At 62.0% G+C, this 17078-nt stretch carries 19 protein-coding genes; 12 read left to right on the top strand and 7 right to left on the bottom strand.

Annotated features, from left to right (window positions below; all coding sequences use genetic code 11):
* The 8 genes from IFT57_RS25470 (at nucleotide 1) to IFT57_RS25435 (ending at nucleotide 7432) form a co-directional block, all read left to right on the top strand.
* Nucleotides 1–828, top strand: a complete 828-nt coding sequence (locus IFT57_RS25470) for an ABC transporter permease (RefSeq protein ID WP_192153083.1) — start codon at nucleotides 1–3, stop codon at nucleotides 826–828.
* A gap of 312 nt (nucleotides 829–1140) precedes the next feature.
* Nucleotides 1141–1815 (top strand): ribulose-phosphate 3-epimerase, encoded by a 675-nt coding sequence (rpe, locus tag IFT57_RS25465; protein WP_122795539.1) that lies wholly within the window; start codon nucleotides 1141–1143, stop codon nucleotides 1813–1815.
* Nucleotides 1812–2630 carry a phosphoglycolate phosphatase gene (locus IFT57_RS25460; RefSeq protein ID WP_192153082.1) on the top strand — a complete coding sequence of 273 codons (819 nt, stop codon included), beginning with the start codon at nucleotides 1812–1814 and terminating at the stop codon, nucleotides 2628–2630. The genes rpe and IFT57_RS25460 overlap by 4 nt, the downstream gene beginning before the upstream one ends.
* A 59-nt stretch (nucleotides 2631–2689) precedes the next feature.
* On the top strand, nucleotides 2690–4168 hold the full coding sequence (gene trpE, locus IFT57_RS25455) for an anthranilate synthase component I (protein ID WP_192153081.1): 1479 nt from the start codon (nucleotides 2690–2692) through the stop codon (nucleotides 4166–4168).
* A 77-nt stretch (nucleotides 4169–4245) separates the two neighbouring features.
* On the top strand, nucleotides 4246–4845 hold the full coding sequence (locus IFT57_RS25450; protein ID WP_122795536.1) for an aminodeoxychorismate/anthranilate synthase component II: 600 nt from the start codon (nucleotides 4246–4248) through the stop codon (nucleotides 4843–4845).
* A gap of 9 nt (nucleotides 4846–4854) precedes the next feature.
* On the top strand, nucleotides 4855–5904 hold the full coding sequence (gene trpD / locus IFT57_RS25445; protein WP_192153080.1) for an anthranilate phosphoribosyltransferase: 1050 nt from the start codon (nucleotides 4855–4857) through the stop codon (nucleotides 5902–5904).
* Nucleotides 5901–6701, top strand: a complete 801-nt coding sequence (trpC, locus tag IFT57_RS25440) for an indole-3-glycerol phosphate synthase TrpC (protein WP_192153079.1) — start codon at nucleotides 5901–5903, stop codon at nucleotides 6699–6701. The genes trpD and trpC overlap by 4 nt, the downstream gene beginning before the upstream one ends.
* A 41-nt stretch (nucleotides 6702–6742) precedes the next feature.
* Nucleotides 6743–7432 (top strand): lipoate--protein ligase family protein, encoded by a 690-nt coding sequence (locus IFT57_RS25435; protein ID WP_192153078.1) that lies wholly within the window; start codon nucleotides 6743–6745, stop codon nucleotides 7430–7432.
* A gap of 31 nt (nucleotides 7433–7463) precedes the next feature.
* Here IFT57_RS25435 and crp read toward each other — a convergent pair whose 3' ends face one another.
* On the bottom strand, nucleotides 7464–8102 hold the full coding sequence (gene crp / locus IFT57_RS25430; protein WP_122795532.1) for a cAMP-activated global transcriptional regulator CRP: 639 nt from the start codon (nucleotides 8100–8102) through the stop codon (nucleotides 7464–7466).
* 201 nt (nucleotides 8103–8303) lie between these two features.
* Between crp and IFT57_RS25425 the strand changes: the two genes are divergently transcribed.
* Entirely contained in the window at nucleotides 8304–8726 is a 423-nt protein-coding gene (locus IFT57_RS25425; RefSeq protein WP_122477181.1) for an OsmC family protein, read from the top strand.
* 49 nt (nucleotides 8727–8775) lie between these two features.
* On the opposite strand, the gene coq7 is transcribed toward IFT57_RS25425, so the two are convergent.
* From coq7 to hemJ, 4 genes are all read right to left on the bottom strand, one after another.
* Entirely contained in the window at nucleotides 8776–9423 is a 648-nt protein-coding gene (gene coq7 / locus IFT57_RS25420; protein ID WP_122714957.1) for a 2-polyprenyl-3-methyl-6-methoxy-1,4-benzoquinone monooxygenase, read from the bottom strand.
* Between the two features lie 78 nt (nucleotides 9424–9501).
* The gene (locus IFT57_RS25415; RefSeq protein WP_192153077.1) at nucleotides 9502–9840 is read right to left on the bottom strand and encodes an HIT domain-containing protein; all 339 of its coding nucleotides are present in this window, start codon (nucleotides 9838–9840) and stop codon (nucleotides 9502–9504) included.
* Nucleotides 9841–9909: 69 nt separating this feature from the next.
* The gene (locus IFT57_RS25410; RefSeq protein ID WP_192153076.1) at nucleotides 9910–10683 is read right to left on the bottom strand and encodes an SDR family NAD(P)-dependent oxidoreductase; all 774 of its coding nucleotides are present in this window, start codon (nucleotides 10681–10683) and stop codon (nucleotides 9910–9912) included.
* 95 nt (nucleotides 10684–10778) lie between these two features.
* Nucleotides 10779–11204: a protoporphyrinogen oxidase HemJ gene (hemJ, locus tag IFT57_RS25405; protein WP_122477187.1), complete on the bottom strand. Its 426-nt coding sequence runs from the start codon at nucleotides 11202–11204 to the stop codon at nucleotides 10779–10781.
* Nucleotides 11205–11339: 135 nt separating this feature from the next.
* Between hemJ and argC the strand changes: the two genes are divergently transcribed.
* Together argC and erpA are read left to right on the top strand one after the other, a co-directional pair.
* A complete protein-coding gene (argC, locus tag IFT57_RS25400; RefSeq protein ID WP_192153075.1) occupies nucleotides 11340–12374 on the top strand; it encodes an N-acetyl-gamma-glutamyl-phosphate reductase in 1035 nt (344 codons plus the stop codon).
* A 140-nt stretch (nucleotides 12375–12514) separates the two neighbouring features.
* A complete protein-coding gene (gene erpA, locus IFT57_RS25395) occupies nucleotides 12515–12865 on the top strand; it encodes an iron-sulfur cluster insertion protein ErpA (protein ID WP_192153120.1) in 351 nt (116 codons plus the stop codon).
* 67 nt (nucleotides 12866–12932) lie between these two features.
* Here the strand turns inward: erpA and IFT57_RS25390 are convergent, their stop codons facing one another.
* Complete coding sequence (locus tag IFT57_RS25390) at nucleotides 12933–14030, bottom strand: anhydro-N-acetylmuramic acid kinase (protein ID WP_192153074.1); 1098 nt, start codon at nucleotides 14028–14030, stop codon at nucleotides 12933–12935.
* A 3-nt stretch (nucleotides 14031–14033) separates the two neighbouring features.
* The gene (locus IFT57_RS25385) at nucleotides 14034–15497 is read right to left on the bottom strand and encodes a peptidoglycan DD-metalloendopeptidase family protein (RefSeq protein ID WP_192153073.1); all 1464 of its coding nucleotides are present in this window, start codon (nucleotides 15495–15497) and stop codon (nucleotides 14034–14036) included.
* 209 nt (nucleotides 15498–15706) lie between these two features.
* On the opposite strand from IFT57_RS25385, the gene tyrS reads away from it, so the two are divergent.
* Complete coding sequence (tyrS, locus tag IFT57_RS25380) at nucleotides 15707–16906, top strand: tyrosine--tRNA ligase (RefSeq protein ID WP_192153072.1); 1200 nt, start codon at nucleotides 15707–15709, stop codon at nucleotides 16904–16906.
* Nucleotides 16907–17078 lie beyond the last annotated feature (172 nt).

The following is a 17078-nucleotide window of genomic DNA, read 5'->3' as shown; positions in this document are numbered from 1 at the left end:
ATGACGAGCCCTTACCTGTCGCCCATCGAACGCCTGTGGTTCTACACCCTGCGAATCCTGTGCGGCTTGATTCTGCTGTTCCTGATCCTGCCGGTACTGGTGATCATTCCGCTGTCGTTCAACTCCGGCAGTTTTCTGGTGTATCCCCTGCAGGGATTTTCGCTGCACTGGTACCAGGATTTCTTCGGTTCGGCAGAATGGATGCGCGCGTTGCGCAACAGCGTGATCATCGCCCCGGCCGCCACGGTCGTCGCGATGATCTTCGGTACCCTGGCAGCAATCGGTCTGACCCGTGGCGACTTTCCCGGCAAGTCCCTGGTGATGGCCCTGGTCATTTCGCCGATGGTGGTACCGGTGGTGATCATCGGCGTGGCCAGTTACCTGTTCTTCGCGCCGCTGGGCATGGGCAACAGCTTTCTTTCGCTGATCGTGGTGCACGCAGTGCTGGGTGTACCGTTCGTGATCATCACGGTGTCGGCGACGCTGCAGGGTTTCAACCACAACCTGGTGCGGGCGGCGGCCAGCCTTGGCGCCTCGCCGCTGACCACGTTCCGCCGGGTGACCCTGCCGTTGATTGCACCGGGGGTGATTTCCGGCGCGCTGTTCGCCTTTGCCACCTCGTTCGATGAAGTGGTGGTGACCCTGTTCCTGGCCGGGCCGGAGCAGGCCACCTTGCCCCGGCAGATGTTCAGCGGCATCCGCGAGAACCTAAGCCCGACCATCGCCGCCGCGGCCACCCTGTTGATCGTCTTCTCGGTGTTGCTGCTGCTGGTACTGGAATGGCTGCGCGGCCGCGGCGAAAAGCTGCGCACCGTCGCCGTCCAGTAGCGCACCCGATGAGCACCCCTATCATCCCGTAGGAGCGGTCATCGGCCGCGAAAGGCCCACCCTGCTGTCCCTGACAAACCGCGTCGTTCTTTTCGCGGCCACAGACCGCTCCTACGACAACCGGACAAAGGCCATGCAATGTCGTCCAGCCCGGCAAAGACCTCCGTAGGAGCGGTCATCGGCCGCGAAAGGCCTACTCCGCTGTCCCTGATAAACCGCAGCGAATCCTGATCTGCTCCAGCGCAATTCGCCCGCCCATGCCACCTGAGCTACAATGCGCGCCACCGTGATTCCAGCCTGAATAGGTGCGCCATGCAGCCCTTCGCAATTGCCCCGTCCATCCTCTCCGCGGACTTCGCCCGCCTGGGCGAGGAAGTCGATAACGTGCTCGCCGCAGGCGCCGATATCGTTCACTTCGATGTGATGGACAACCACTATGTCCCCAACCTCACCATCGGCCCGATGGTGTGTGCGGCGCTGCGCAAATACGGCGTCAGCGCGCCCATCGATGTGCACCTGATGGTCAGCCCGGTCGACCGCATCATCGGCGACTTCATCGAGGCAGGTGCCAGCTACATCACCTTCCACCCCGAGGCGACCCAGCACATCGACCGCTCGCTGCAATTGATCCGCGAGGGCGGCTGCAAGGCCGGTCTGGTATTCAACCCGGCCACGCCGCTGAACCTGCTTGAATACGTCATGGACAAGGTCGACATGATCCTCCTGATGAGCGTCAACCCCGGCTTCGGCGGCCAGAAGTTCATTCCCGGCACCCTGAACAAGCTGCGCGAAGCCCGCGCCCTGATCGACGCCAGCGGCCGCGACATCCGCCTGGAAATCGACGGTGGCGTCAACGTCGCCAACATCCGCGAGATCGCCGCAGCCGGAGCCGACACTTTCGTTGCCGGCTCGGCTATCTTCAACGCGCCAGACTACCGCGATGTGATCGAGCAAATGCGCACGGAATTGACGCTGGCTCGTTCATGAGTGCCATGGAGCGGCTGTTTCCCGGCGGCCTGCCACGGCTGGTGATGTTCGACCTGGACGGCACGCTGGTGGATTCCGTACCCGATCTGGCCGCCGCCGTCGACACCATGCTGGCCCAGCTGGGGCGTACGCCGGCGGGGCTCGAAGCTGTCCGCGAATGGGTCGGCAACGGTGCCCGCGTGCTGGTTCGCCGCGCGCTCGCCGGTGGCCTCGAGCACCAGCACGTGGGCGAGGCGGAAACCGCGCACGCCCTCGAGCTTTTCTCGGCGGCCTATGCGTCCAGCCATGCCTTGACCCAGGTCTACCCAGGCGTGCACGAAACACTTAAATGGCTGCACAAGAAACGCGTGAAGATGGCCCTGATCACCAACAAGCCGGAACGCTTCGTCGCCCCCTTGCTGGACCAGCTGGGCCTGGGCCGCTATTTCAAGTGGATCATTGGCGGCGACACGCTGCCCCAGCAGAAGCCCGATCCAGCTGCCCTGTTTTTCGTCATGAAAATGGCCAAGGTCAAGGCGCAGCATTCATTGTTCGTCGGCGATTCACGCAGCGACGTGCAGGCGGCCAAGGCTGCCGGCGTGACCTGTATCGCGCTCAGCTACGGCTACAATCATGGGCGGCCGATCGCCGAGGAATCACCAGCGCTGGTGATCGACGATCTGCGCGCGCTGATGCCCGGTTGCTTCGATCCGGCCAGTGGGATAACGTTGGCTAACGGCAAATCCCCCGCTCATAGAGATTCCATCGTGGTGGTCACTCGCAAACTCTGGATGAAAGTCATCAAGGCCCTGGCCCGCTGGCGTTGGCGCGCCTGACTTTTCCGTTCCAACGTTTGCCCACAGACCGTTCGACCCCTCCATCACGAGGCTGAATCATGACCCGCGAAGACTTCCTGCGCCTGGCTGCCGAAGGCTACAACCGCATTCCGATGGCCCACGAAACCCTGGCCGACTTCGACACCCCCCTGTCCATCTACCTGAAACTGGCCGACCAGCCCAATTCCTACCTGCTGGAATCGGTGCAGGGCGGCGAGAAGTGGGGGCGTTACTCGATCATCGGCCTGCCGTGCCGCACCGTCCTGCGCGTCCATGGCTACCACGCCAGCGTGACCTGCGACGGCGTCGAAATCGAAGCGTGTGAAGTCGAAGATCCACTGGCCTTCGTCGAAGCTTTCAAGGCCCGCTACAACGTGCCGACCATTGCCGGTCTGCCACGTTTCAACGGTGGCCTGGTTGGTTATTTCGGCTACGACTGCGTGCGCTACGTCGAAAAACGCCTGGGCCAGTGCCCCAATCCCGATCCGCTGGGGGTTCCGGACATCCTGCTGATGGTGTCCGACGCCGTGGTGGTGTTCGACAACCTGGCGGGCAAGATGCACGCCATCGTCCTCGCCGATCCGGCCCAGGCCGATGCGTACGAACAGGCCCGCAGCCAGCTCGACACCTTGATGGACCGACTGCGCCAGCCCATCGCCCCGCGTCGTGGGCTGGATTTCAACCGTCCGCAGGCCAGTGATCCGGTGTTTCGTTCAAGCTTCACCCAGTCCGACTACGAAGGCGCCGTCGACACCATCAAGGAGTACATCCTGGCGGGCGACGTCATGCAGGTGGTGCCGTCGCAGCGCATGTCCATCGACTTCAAGGCTGCGCCGATCGACCTGTACCGCGCCCTGCGTTGCTTCAATCCGACACCCTACATGTACTTCTTCAATTTCGGCGATTTCCATGTGGTCGGCAGCTCGCCCGAAGTGCTGGTGCGCGTCGAGGATGACCTGATCACCGTACGCCCGATTGCCGGAACGCGCCCACGCGGTGCTACCGAAGAAGCCGACCATGCGCTTGAAGTGGACCTGCTGTCCGACGACAAGGAGATCGCCGAGCACTTGATGTTGATCGACCTGGGCCGCAACGACGTGGGCCGGGTATCGGAGGTCGGCTCGGTGAAGCTGACAGAGAAGATGGTCATCGAGCGTTACTCCAACGTGATGCACATCGTGTCCAACGTGACCGGCCACCTCAAGCAGGGCCTGACCGCCATGGACGCCCTGCGCGCCATCCTCCCCGCAGGCACCTTGTCGGGTGCGCCGAAGATCCGTGCCATGGAAATCATCGACGAGCTGGAGCCGGTCAAGCGCGGTGTCTACGGCGGCGCGGTCGGCTACTTCGCCTGGAACGGCAACATGGACACCGCGATCGCCATTCGTACAGCGGTCATCAAGAACGGCGAACTGCACGTGCAGGCCGGCGGCGGCATTGTCGCCGACTCGGTGCCTGCGCTGGAATGGGAAGAGACGCTGAACAAGCGTCGCGCCATGTTCAAGGCCGTGGCCCTGGCCGAGCAATCGCCAGACTGATTCCGGACCCGGCAAGCCAGTGTCCACCGGTTCCAGCGAGCCGGTGGTCCGTCAGCAGATTCGAGAGGTTAAGCACCATGTTGCTCATGATCGACAATTACGACTCCTTTACCTACAACGTCGTGCAGTACCTGGGTGAACTGGGCGCCGACGTCAAAGTCATCCGCAACGATGAACTCAGCATTGCCCAGATCGAAGCCTTGGCACCTGAGCGCATCGTCGTGTCGCCCGGCCCCTGCACCCCCAACGAAGCCGGTGTCTCCCTTGACGTGATCCGGCATTTTGCCGGCAAGCTGCCCATCCTCGGCGTCTGTCTGGGCCACCAGTCCATCGGCCAGGCTTTCGGCGGCGACGTGGTCCGCGCCCGTCAGGTCATGCACGGCAAGACCAGCCCGATTACCCACACCGACCTTGGTGTGTTCGAAGGCCTCAACCATCCGCTGACCGTCACCCGCTATCACTCGTTGGTGGTGAAGGCCCAGACCTTGCCCGAGTGCCTGGAGCTGACGGCCTGGACAACCAACGAAGATGGCACGGTCGACGAAATCATGGGCCTGCGGCACAAAACCCTGAATGTCGAGGGCGTGCAGTTTCATCCCGAATCGATCCTGACCGAGCAAGGCCACGAGCTGTTCGCCAACTTTCTCAAGCAGACCGGCGGCAGCCGCCAGGGCTAAGGAATACCCATGGATATCAAAAGCGCGCTGACCCGTATCGTCAGCCAGCTGGACCTCACCACCGAGGAAATGCGCGCGGTGATGCTCGACATCATGACCGGCCAGTGCAGCGAAGCGCAGATCGGCGCCTTCATGATGGGCATGCGCATGAAAAGCGAGACCATCGACGAGATCGTCGGCGCCGTGACGGCGATGCGCGAGCTGGCCAGCAAGGTCGAACTGCGGACCCTGGACAAAGTGGTCGACATCGTCGGCACCGGTGGCGACGGCGCCAACATCTTCAACGTGTCCACCGCCTCGGCATTGGTCGTCGCGGCAGCCGGCTGCACGGTGGCCAAGCATGGCAATCGCGCGGTGTCGGGCAAGAGCGGCAGTGCCGACCTGCTCGAAGCCGCCGGCGTCTACCTCAACCTGGACGCACAGCAGGTTGCTCGCTGCATCGACAGCGTCGGCATCGGCTTCATGTTCGCCCAGGCCCATCACAGTGCCATGAAGTACGCGGCCATTCCGCGCCGCGATCTGGGCCTGCGGACCCTGTTCAACATGCTCGGCCCGCTGACCAACCCGGCCGGCGTCAAGCACCAGGTGGTGGGTGTGTTCACCCAGGACTTGTGCCGACCGCTGGCCGAAGTGCTCGCGCGCCTGGGCAGCAAGCATGTACTGGTGGTGCATTCGCGCGATGGCCTGGACGAATTCAGCCTTGCCGCACCGACCTTCGTTGCCGAGCTCAAGAATGGCGAGGTCAGCGAATATTGGGTCGAGCCCGAAGACCTCGGCATCAAGAGCCAGAGCTTGCATGGCCTGGTGGTCGACAGCCCGGCAGCCTCGCTCGAATTGATCCGCGACGCCTTGGGCCGGCGCAAGACCGAGCAGGGCGAGAAAGCGGCCGAAATGATCGTGCTCAACGCCGGCGCCGCATTGTACGCGGCCGACGTGGCGAGCAGCCTGAAAGAGGGCGTGGCCATGGCTCACGATGCGTTGCACACCGGGCTGGCCCGTGAAAAGCTCGAAGAACTGGGTGCCTTTACCGCGGTATTCAAGCAGGAGAACGAAGCATGAGCGTGCCCACCGTGCTGGAAAACATACTGGCGCGCAAGGCGCAGGAAGTGGCCGAACGGCGCGCGCGAGTCAGCCTCGCCGAGCTTGAACGTCTTGCCGCAGCAGCCGACGCGCCGCGCGGTTTTGCCCAGGCCTTGATCACCCAGGCTGCTTCGAAGCAGCCAGCCGTGATTGCCGAGGTCAAGAAAGCTTCGCCAAGCAAGGGTGTGATACGCGAACATTTCGTTCCCGCCGACATCGCCCGCAGCTATGAGAAAGGCGGGGCTACCTGCCTGTCGGTGCTGACCGACATCGACTTTTTCCAGGGCGCCGACCTGTACTTGCAACAGGCACGCGGCGCCTGTCAGTTGCCGGTGATCCGCAAGGACTTCATGATCGACCCCTATCAGGTGGTCGAAGCACGGGCACTGGGTGCCGACTGTATCCTGCTGATCGTCTCGGCACTGCAGGATGCGCAAATGGCTGAACTTGCCGCAGTGGCCAAGGGCGTCGACTTAGACGTGCTGGTCGAAGTGCACGACGGCGCTGAACTGGAGCGCGCGCTGAACACCTTGGACACACCGCTGGTCGGGGTCAACAACCGCAACCTGCACACCTTCGACGTCAACCTGGAAACCACCCTGGACCTGCTTCCACGCATCCCGCGCGATCGCCTGGTGATCACCGAGAGCGGGATCTTCAACCGCGCCGATGTCCAGTTGATGGAAATCAACGGGGTCTATTCCTTCCTGGTCGGCGAAGCATTCATGCGCGCCGAAGATCCAGGCCTGGAGCTGCAGCGGCTGTTCTTCCCCTGATCCAACGGCCGCCTTGGCCTTCACCTCATGAGTCTCAGTCAATGCTTCTGCATTTGCCTACGGAACAGGGTTTGCGCGCCGAGCAGGATCTGCTCGGCGCTGTCTGCAAAGGCGAGCAAGCCTGGGGGTTGCTGTTCTGGTGCCCGACGGATCGCACGCTGGTAATGCCGCGACGGATGAGCCGCCTCGATGGTTTCCAGGAGGCCAGCCTCGCCTCGGCCGCCAGCGGCTGGCCGGTGCTGCTGCGCGAAACCGGCGGCGAACCGGTGCCGCAGTCGTCATCCACCATCAACGTCGCGTTGGTGTATGTGGCTCCGCAGCATGAGGGCGACCAGCATCGTATCGAGACGGCTTACCGCCGCCTGTGCCAGCCTTTGCTCGATGCCCTCGAACGGCTGGGTGGCAGTGCGTCGTTGGGTGAAATAGAAGGGGCTTTTTGCGATGGCCGTTTCAACGTCAATCTCGACGGCCGCAAATGGGTCGGCACGGCGCAGCGTTGGCGCCAGGGCTTGAGTGGCACACGTCCGGTGGTGTTGGTGCATGGGGCGATGCTGATGGATGACGAGCGTGAATCCATGGCAGCAGCGGTCAATCTGTTCAATCGGCAGTGTGGTCTGGAGCAACGGGTCAAGGCCGCCAGCCATGTCGCTCTGCATGAGCGTCATCCCGCCCCTGACCTGATCGACGAGCTGCACGCCGACTATACGCGGATGCTGTCGGCGTTGGCTTGAACGCTGCCTGAGCGTGGATGCTCCGTGGCGTTCAGCGCGTGCCGAACACCACCATGGTCTTGCCTTTGACGTGGACCACGCTGCGCTCTTCCAGGTCCTTGAGCACGCGACCGACCATCTCCCGTGAACAACCCACGATGCGCCCGATTTCCTGCCGGGTGATCTTGATCTGCATGCCATCGGGGTGGGTCATGGCGTCGGGCTGCTTGCACAGGTCGAGCAGGCATCGGGCAACACGTCCGGTGACATCGAAGAACGCCAGGTCGCCGACCTTGCGGGTCGTGTCGCGCAGACGTTGCGCCATCTGCCCACCCACCGCGTAGAGCATCTCCGGCTCCTGCTGGGCCAGTTCACGAAACGCGGCATAACTGATCTGCACCACTTCGCATTCAGTCTTGGCGCGTACCCACGCGTTGTGTGCCTGCGTGCCGCTCGCAGTCTGAAACAGGCCCAGTTCGCCAAAGAAATCCCCGGCGTTGAGGTAGGCGATCACCAACTCGCGGCCTTCTTCGGCCTCGATCACCACCGTCGCCGAGCCTTTGAGAATCAGCGAAAGCGAGTCATCACGCGCACCCGCGGCGATCAAGGTGGTCTTGGCGGCGAACCGATAGCGCTGACCATGTGCGAGCAGCTTCTCGAGGTTCTTGATCTTGTGCGCGGCAGCGGTCATGACTTGGTTCCGGAATGGGCAATCTATCTTGCATGAATCACGGCGATACGCCAGTACATTGGCGTCAGCTTATCAGACACACTCTAGAGTCACACGCCATTTAGACGGCGAGACATGCGGTTTGGCCGATCCTCCCTCACCAATCGTTACAAGTGCGCTGTGGTAAGCTCGTCCGCTTTATGAGCACGGGAGTCCGGAAAGATGAAGGCGCGTATTCAATGGGCTGGCGAAGCCATGTTTCTGGGCGAGTCGGGCAGCGGCCATGTCGTGGTCATGGACGGCCCCCCCGAAAGCGGTGGTCGCAATCTGGGCGTGCGCCCCATGGAAATGTTGCTGCTGGGCCTGGGCGGCTGCAGCAACTATGACGTGGTCAGCATTCTCAAGAAATCGCGGCAACCCATCGAAAGCTGCGAGGCCTTTCTGGAAGCCGAACGCGCCAGCGAAGACCCCAAGGTCTTCACCAAGATCCACCTGCATTTCGTGGTCAAGGGCCGCGGTTTGAAAGAAGCCCAGGTCAAGCGTGCTGTGGAACTCTCGGCAGAGAAGTATTGCTCGGCATCCATCATGCTGGGACGCGCCGGCGTCGAGATCACCCATGACTACGAGATCGTCGAGCTGGGGTGAATGAAAAAGGGCGCTCACCGAGCGCCCTTTCTGCATGCCCCATGCGCATTCAGATGCGATAGGTGCTCTTGGTCATGACCTTGGCCAGCAAACTCATACCAAAGCGTATCGGTGCCGGAAACCTGGCTCCGCCGGCGTCGAGCGCCGATTCGGCGTGGGCCTGCTCATCACTGCGCATCTGCGCCAGGATCGCCCGCGATTTCACGTCCTCGGCAGGCAGTTGCAGCAGATGCTCGTCGAGGTGCTTGACCACCTGGTGCTCGGTGGCTGCCACGAAGCCCAGGCTCACACGGTCACTGATAATCCCTGCGGCTGCACCGATACCGAACGACATCCCATAGAACAACGGATTGAGCACGCTGGTATGGCTGCCCAATTGACGAATGCGCTGCTCGCACCAGGCCAGGTGATCCACTTCCTCTTCTGCTGCATGCTCCATGGCCTTGCGCACCTGGGGCAGCTTCGCGGTCAGTGCCTGGCCTTGGTACAGTGCCTGCGCGCAGACCTCACCGGTGTGATTGATGCGCATCAGTCCGGCCACGTGCCGGCTCTGTTGCTTGTCCATCGTCACCTCGGGCTGGACGACGGCCGGCGACGGTCGCGACGGATGGCCGCTGAACGGCAGCAGGGTGCGCATGGCCGTGTCGGCCTGCAGCAACAATCGGTCAATCGGCGAGTAGTGACGCTGGGTAGCCATGGGCACCTCCGTTGAAATCTTGCCTGCATGTTGGCGCACGAGCGCGCAGCACTGGGCTGCGGCTCGAATGAATGCCGGTCAGCCGGGCGGCCAGTTCATCTGGCGCTGCCCCAGCACATGCATGTGTATGTGGTAGACGGTCTGACCGCCCATTTCGTTGCAGTTCATCACCACCCGGAAACCTTCTTCGCAACCCAGCTCCTTGGCCAGGCGCTGGGCGGTGTACAGAATGTGTCCTGCCAGGCCCTTGTCGTCTTCGGTCAGGTCGTTGAGCGTACGGATGGCTTTTTTCGGGATGACCAGGAAATGCACCGGAGCCTGGGGCGCAATATCGTGGAAGGCCAACACCTGGTCGTCCTCGTAGATGATCCTGGCCGGAATCTCCCGGTTGATGATCTTGGTAAACAGAGTATCCACAATGCATCTCCATGGCGGTCGAAGGGTCAGTGTACTGAGGCTTGCGTCCAGCGCCCAGTGTTGCCTGCTTCAATGCGGGGCATAGGCCTTGTTGATCCATCCGGCCACTCTGCGCGTCAGCCAGCGCGGGAACAGGCGTGGAGCCCTTGCCAGCCAGCCATTGCGCCGTCCGGGCACGATCACCGCGCGATCGCGGGCGAGCGCGCGCACGGTCTGCAAGGCGACCTGCTCGGCATCCAGCACCAGCGAGCTGCCCGCCAGGCGCGGAATTCGCCGTTGACTTGCGCGTACGGGGCCCGGACACAGCACCGAGACCTTCACCCCGGTCTGCTTGAGTTCCTCGCGCAACCCTTCGGAAAAATGCAGGACATAGGCCTTGCTGGCCGCATAGCTGCTCATCCATGGGCCGGGTTGAAACGCGGCCAGCGAGGCCACATTGAGGATCTGCCCACCGCCCTGCACGGCCATGGCGTTGCCCAAGGCATGACAGAGCCGGGTCAGGGCAAGAATGTTCAGTTCGATCAGGTCCTGTTCCTGGCTCCAGTCCTGGGCGAGAAAATGCCCATGAGAGCGCACGGCGGCGCAATTCACCAGCAGGTCGATCTGACGTTCGCTTTCTTCCAGTTCCAGCAGGAATCCGGATAGCCGCAACGGCTCGCCGAGGTCGCAGGCACGAAACAGTACTTCCACACCAAAGCGCTGGGTCAGTTCAGCGGCAATGCTTTCCAAGGGGTCACGGTGGCGCGCCACCAGCAGCAGGCTGCGTCCGCACCTGGCCAGGGCTTCGGCCATGGCCAGGCCCAGGCCTGCCGACGCGCCTGTGATCATGGCATAACGGGTCATCGAATTCTCCATACCCGCGCCAGGCAAGCTGGCGCGATTTCATATGGACAGTCTACAGGGCGCACCGGCTTTGAGCGCGTTGCTTGTGCGTGGGCTCAGAATGGCTTGACCACCACCAGAATCACCACGGCCAGCAGCACCAGCACCGGGATTTCATTGAACCAGCGGAAAAACACATGGCTGCGCTTGTTTTCGCCCCGCGCGAAACGCTTCATCTGCGCGCCGCAGACGTGGTGATAGCCAGTCAGCAAGATGACCAAGGTCAGCTTGGCATGCATCCATCCCTGACTCATCCAGCCCGGCGACAGCGCGATCAGCCAGATGCCGAAGATGAACGTGGCGATCATCGCCGGCGTCATGATGCCGCGATACAGCTTGCGCTCCATGACGGCAAAGCGTTCGCGGCTGACGGTGTCCTCGCTCTGGGCGTGGTAGACGAACAGACGCGGCAGGTAGAACAACCCGGCAAACCAGCAGACGACGCTGACGATATGCAGGGCTTTGATCCATAGATAAAGCATTTCCAGTTCTTCCCAGGTTCACGGTAGCGTCGATAGTAGAGTCTGCCAACGCCCGCGTCATCTCAACGGTTGTTACACAGGCGCCGGGCCCCTATCATCGAAGGCTTTCCAGTCGCATCGTGAAGAGGGCAGTTTATGGTCAAGGTCGGTATCGTCGGCGGCACGGGTTATACCGGAGTCGAACTACTGCGTCTGCTGGCGCAGCATCCGCAGGCGCAGGTAGAGGTCATTACCTCCCGATCCGAGGCTGGCCTGCCCGTTGCCGACCTCTACCCCAACCTGCGAGGCCACTACGACGGCCTGGCGTTCAGCGTCCCCGACATCAAGACGTTGGGTGCTTGCGACGTGGTGTTTTTCGCCACGCCTCATGGCGTCGCCCATGCCCTGGCCGGTGAGCTGCTTGCGGCGGGAACCAGGATCATCGACCTGTCCGCCGACTTCCGTCTGCAGGATGCCGATGAATGGGCCAAATGGTACGGCCAGCCTCATGGTGCTCCCGAGCTGCTGGCCGACGCCGTCTACGGCTTGCCCGAGGTAAACCGCGAGCAGATCCGTCAGGCGCGTCTGATTGCCGTGCCGGGCTGCTATCCCACCGCCACCCAACTGGGCTTCCTGCCGCTGCTCGAAGCCGGTCTGGCCGACAACACGCGCCTGATCGCCGACTGCAAGTCGGGTGTCAGCGGTGCGGGTCGTGGTGCCAGCGTGGGCTCCTTGTTCAGCGAAGCGGGTGAAAGCATGAAGGCCTACGCGGTCAAGGGGCATCGCCACTTGCCTGAAATCACCCAGGGCCTGCGTCTCGCGGCGGGCGGCGAAGTGGGCCTGACCTTCGTTCCCCACCTCACGCCCATGATCCGTGGCATTCACTCCACGCTGTACGCTACCGTGGTCGACAGATCGGTCGATCTGCAGGCGCTGTACGAAGCACGTTATGCCGATGAGCCGTTCGTCGATGTCATGCCGGCCGGCAGCCACCCCGAAACCCGCAGCGTACGTGGCGCCAATGTCTGCCGGATCGCCGTGCATCGCCCTCAGGACGGTGATTTGGTCGTCGTGCTTTCGGTCATCGATAACCTCGTCAAAGGTGCGTCGGGCCAGGCCGTACAGAACATGAACATCCTGTTCGGCCTGGACGAGCGCTTCGGTCTGTCTCACGCAGGCATGCTGCCCTGACACGCGGCGCAGCGCTTTCCAGAGGCCCGCTTGCGGGCCTCTTTGCGTTTGCCACTGGCTAATTCTTGACCATCTTCGTAGGAGAAGCGGATAATGCCGCCATTGAGCATTATGACGGCGTACGCCGGGAGAACTTCTACATGAGCGTCGAATCCTTTACCCCCATGGCTTTGCAATTCACCCAAGGGGCCGCCATCAAGGTCAAGAACCTGGTCGATGAAGAGGGTAATGATCGCCTCAAGCTGCGCGTCTTCGTCACCGGCGGCGGCTGCTCGGGCTTCCAGTATGGCTTTACCTTCGATGAAGACGTCGCCGACGACGACACCATCGTCGAGCGCGAAGGCGTCAGCCTGGTGGTCGATCCCATGAGTTTCCAGTACCTGGCCGGTGCGCAGGTGGACTATCAGGAAGGGCTTGAAGGTTCGCGGTTCGTCATCAACAACCCGAACGCCAGCACCACGTGCGGTTGCGGTCAGTCCTTCTCGATCTGATCCAGCGCCAACGCAAAACGCCGTGCATCTGCACGGCGTTTTCGTTTCAGGTTTCAGGTTTCAGGTTTCAGGCCGGGTATATAGCGCCCAGCACTCGCAGACCCCGTGCACCCGTCACACTCGGCCGATTGGCAGCTATGCCTTGCAGGCAGCAATCTGCCAGCCAGGCGAACGCCATCGCCTCGACCCAGTCCGGGTCGACACCAGCTTTCGCCGTACTGGCTACCTGAGTGTCCGGCAACAAGGCCTGCAGGCGCGCCATCAGCGTCTGGTTGTGCGCGCCGCCGCCGCAGACCAGCAGCGCATGGGTGGTCGGCTGGGCGACACGCAGCGACTGCACGATGCTCTGCGCGGTCAGCTCGAGAAGCGTTGCCTGAACGTCGGCGTCGGCGTCGGCGAGCGCGGGCAGCGTCTCCAGGTGTCGCTGCAACCACCCCAGATTGAACACCTCGCGGCCCGTGCTCTTTGGACCGCTGCCCGCGAAGAACGGGTCACTCAGCAACGCGCCGAGCAAATGCGGCTGTCGCGTACCGGTCGCCGCCCAGGCACCACCCTGGTCATAGTCCACGCCGCGCTTGAGGTGAATCCAGGCATCCATCAGCACGTTGCCAGGTCCGCAATCGAAACCACTGACCGGCGTATTGCCACCAATCAGGCTGAGGTTGCTGAAACCACCCACGTTGAGCACCGCGCGCGCCTCGCCCTTGGCCCCGAACAGGGCCTCGTGGAAGGCCGGCACCAGCGGAGCACCTTGACCACCGGCTGCAACATCGCGGCGGCGAAAATCGCCCACCACGGTGATCTGCGTCAGTTCGGCCAGCAGGGCAGGGTTGCCAATCTGCACGGTGAAGCCACGGGCAGGCTCGTGGCGAACAGTCTGTCCGTGGCTGCCGATGGCACGGATGTCCGCAGGGGCAAGATGCTCTGCGGTCAGCAAGGCCGATATGCCATCAGCCGCCAACGCTACCCACTGGTTTTCCGCCAGCGCGGCCCGGGCAATCTCATCCGGCCCGCTGGCGCACAGTTCCAGCAGTTGCTGGCGCAGTGCTTCGGGCATAGGCACGTAGTGTGTCGCGACCAGCCGGGTCGAGCGGTCCTGTTCGATCAGGGCAATGTCCAGCCCGTCCAGACTGGTGCCGGACATCACCCCCAGGTAGTAAGTCATGACTCAGCGCTTGCTCGCCAACAGCGTCGTCCGCTCGGCGTCCATCTTCGCCATCAACGGCTGGCTTAGCTGGTTGAAACGCTGTTTTTCGGCCTTGGCAATCGGGTCGGCCATCGGCAGCTTCTGGCCCAGCGGGTCAACGTGCACACCATTGACCTGGAACTCGTAGTGCAGGTGCGGCCCCGTGGACAAACCGGTGGTGCCGATGTAGCCGATCACCTGGCCCTGCTTGACGCTGCCGCCGGTCTTGATGCCCTTGGCAAAGCCCTGCATGTGCCCGTACAGCGTGGTGTAGCTGTTGCCGTGCTGGATGATCACAGTATTGCCGTAGCCACCGCGGCGGCCGGCCAGTGTCACCTTGCCGTCGCCGGCAGCCTTGATTGGCGTGCCCCGCGGCGCTGCGTAGTCCACGCCCTTGTGCGCGCGGATCTTGTTCAGGATCGGATGCTTGCGGCCCATCGAGAAGCGTGAGCTGATGCGGGCAAAGTCCACCGGTGTACGGATGAACGCCTTGCGCATGCTGTTGCCATCGGCAGTGTAGTAATTGCTGTTGCCTTGCTTGTTGGTGTACCGGACTGCGGTATAGGTCTTGCCGCGGTTGGTAAAGCGAGCGGCCAGGATGCCGCCAGTGCCGATCACCTTGCCGTTGAGCACACGCTGCTCGTAGACGATATCGAACTCATCGCCCTGGCGAATATCCTGGGCGAAGTCCACGTCGTAGCCGAAGATGCTGGCCATGTCCATGGTCTGGCTGTGGGACAGGCCCGCGCGCGCCGCAGATTGCGAGAGGGAGTTCTTGATGACCCCATGCGCATAGGCTTCGCGCATCACTGGCTTGCTGGTTTCACGCTCGAACGCGAAACCGTTGCCGGCCTTGGTCAGGCGGATGGTATCCAGTTCGCTGACTTTGCTGTGCAGGCCCAGCAGGTCGCCTTCCGGCGACAGCTCGAACTCCAGAAGTTGCCCACGCTTGAGCTGAGTGAACTGCTTGGCCTTCTTGTCGCTGCCTACTACCTGGGCGGCGGTGGAAGCTGGCAGGCCAACCCTTTCGAACAGCGTGGAGAGCGTGTCGCCCTTGGCCACAACGACTTGACGGTGCGAAGGCTCTTTCTTGACCGCCGCGACTTCCTTGGCAGTGGTCGCTTCCTTGGTCGCGGTTACCTGGGGTGCCGACGGCGCGGCCGGCTGAGCGGCCTGCTCGGTGTCTGTCGCAGCAGAGGGTTCGATCTGGGCGAATGGCGCGGGAGCAGCCTGCTCGGCGATCGGGGCGACCGGAGTGTCTTGTTCGGCGTCCCTGAGTTGTTCTGCGGGCGCCGGCATTTCCAGGCTCATGGTGGTGCGTTTTGCTTCTACGTCGCTGGAGGGGAACACCAGCAAGGCAAGGCTGAGGAGGGCGGCTATGCCGCTGGCAGCCACGAGGTGGCTCTTCGGATAAAGCGGCGGCGCTTTAGGCGGTTGCTTGGTCATAGGTGATTTTTTGACTTTTGAAGATGGAAAGATGAGATGAATGACATGATGAAGATGAAATAACTGTATAAAATATAACCAAAAGCCCTCTAAAGCAAGCTCGCAGACGTTTGCTTGGCGCCAATGAGTCACATCTGTGCTCGCGCCTTGTATTTGACCCGTGATCTTGTATCGTTGAGCCCTTTGAATCCGAGCGTTGTAGGACCTATATGAAGTCTGTTGAAGAGCAGCTGGCGCTGATCAAGCGCGGCACGGAAGAGGTGCTGGTCGAATCCGAACTGGTCGAGAAGCTCAAGCGCGGTCAGCCGCTGCGTATCAAGGCAGGCTTCGACCCCACCGCTCCGGATCTGCACCTGGGTCACACCGTGCTGATCAACAAGCTTCGGCAGTTCCAGGAGCTGGGTCATCAGGTCATCTTCCTTATAGGTGACTTCACCGGCTCCATCGGTGATCCCAGCGGCAAGAGCGCCACGCGTCCGCCTCTGACTCGTGAGCAGGTGCTTGAGAATGCCGAGACCTACAAGGCGCAGGTGTTCAAGATCCTCGACCCGGCCAAAACCGAGGTTGCGTTCAATTCGACCTGGATGGATGTCCTCAGTCCGGCGGACTTCATTCGTCTGGCTTCGCAGTACACCGTGGCACGCATGCTCGAGCGTGATGATTTCGACAAGCGCTACACCAGCAACCAGCCAATCGCCATCCACGAGTTCCTCTATCCGCTGGTCCAGGGCTATGACTCCGTTGCCCTGCGCGCCGACGTCGAGCTGGGCGGCACCGACCAGAAATTCAACTTGTTGATGGGGCGTGAGCTGCAGCGGGCCTATGGTCAGGATGCCCAATGCATCGTCACCCTGCCGTTGCTGGAAGGTCTGGACGGCGTCAAGAAGATGTCCAAGTCGCTGGGCAACTACGTGGGTATCCAGGAAGCGCCTGGCATCATGTATAGCAAGCTGGTCTCCATTCCCGATGCACTGATGTGGCGATACTTTGAGCTGCTCAGCTTCCGCAGCATGGATGAGATCGAAGCGTTCAAGGCTGACGTAGAGGCCGGCGCCAATCCGCGTGACATCAAGATCAAGCTCGCCGAAGAGATCGTCGCCCGTTTCCATGGCGAGGAAGCGGCCCAGAGCGCGCATAAAGCCGCGGGCAATCGCATGAAGGAAGGCGAACTGCCGGAGGATCTGCCGGAGATGGACCTCGCAGGCGCGGAAGATATGCCGATTGCCGCCATCCTTAATAAGGCAGGGATGGTCAAGAACGCCGCTGGCGCTCGCGATCTGCTCAACGCCGGAAGTGTTCGTGTCGATGGCGTCGTGGTAGACCGGGCATTCGTCTTCACAGTGGGTGCGACTCATGTAGTGCAGGCCGGCAAGAAAGCTTTTGCCCGCATCACGCTAAAAAACGAATAATCCAAAGCAAGGGCTTGACGGCAAACTTCAAGTGTCTATAATTCGCCCCACTTCCGGCGCAGCCGAAACAATAAACTCTTTGTTAATCAACGAGTTGGCAGTTTCAGAGAGCTTGGAGGGGTTTCGATCTTCAAGGTCGGAAGCGGTGAAAAAGGCAGTTGACAGCGGTTTG

This window comes from Pseudomonas sp. CFBP 13719 (assembly GCF_014842095.1).
Taxonomy (GTDB): Bacteria; Pseudomonadota; Gammaproteobacteria; order Pseudomonadales; family Pseudomonadaceae; genus Aquipseudomonas.
This window is presented reverse-complemented; position numbering and strand designations above follow the sequence as displayed.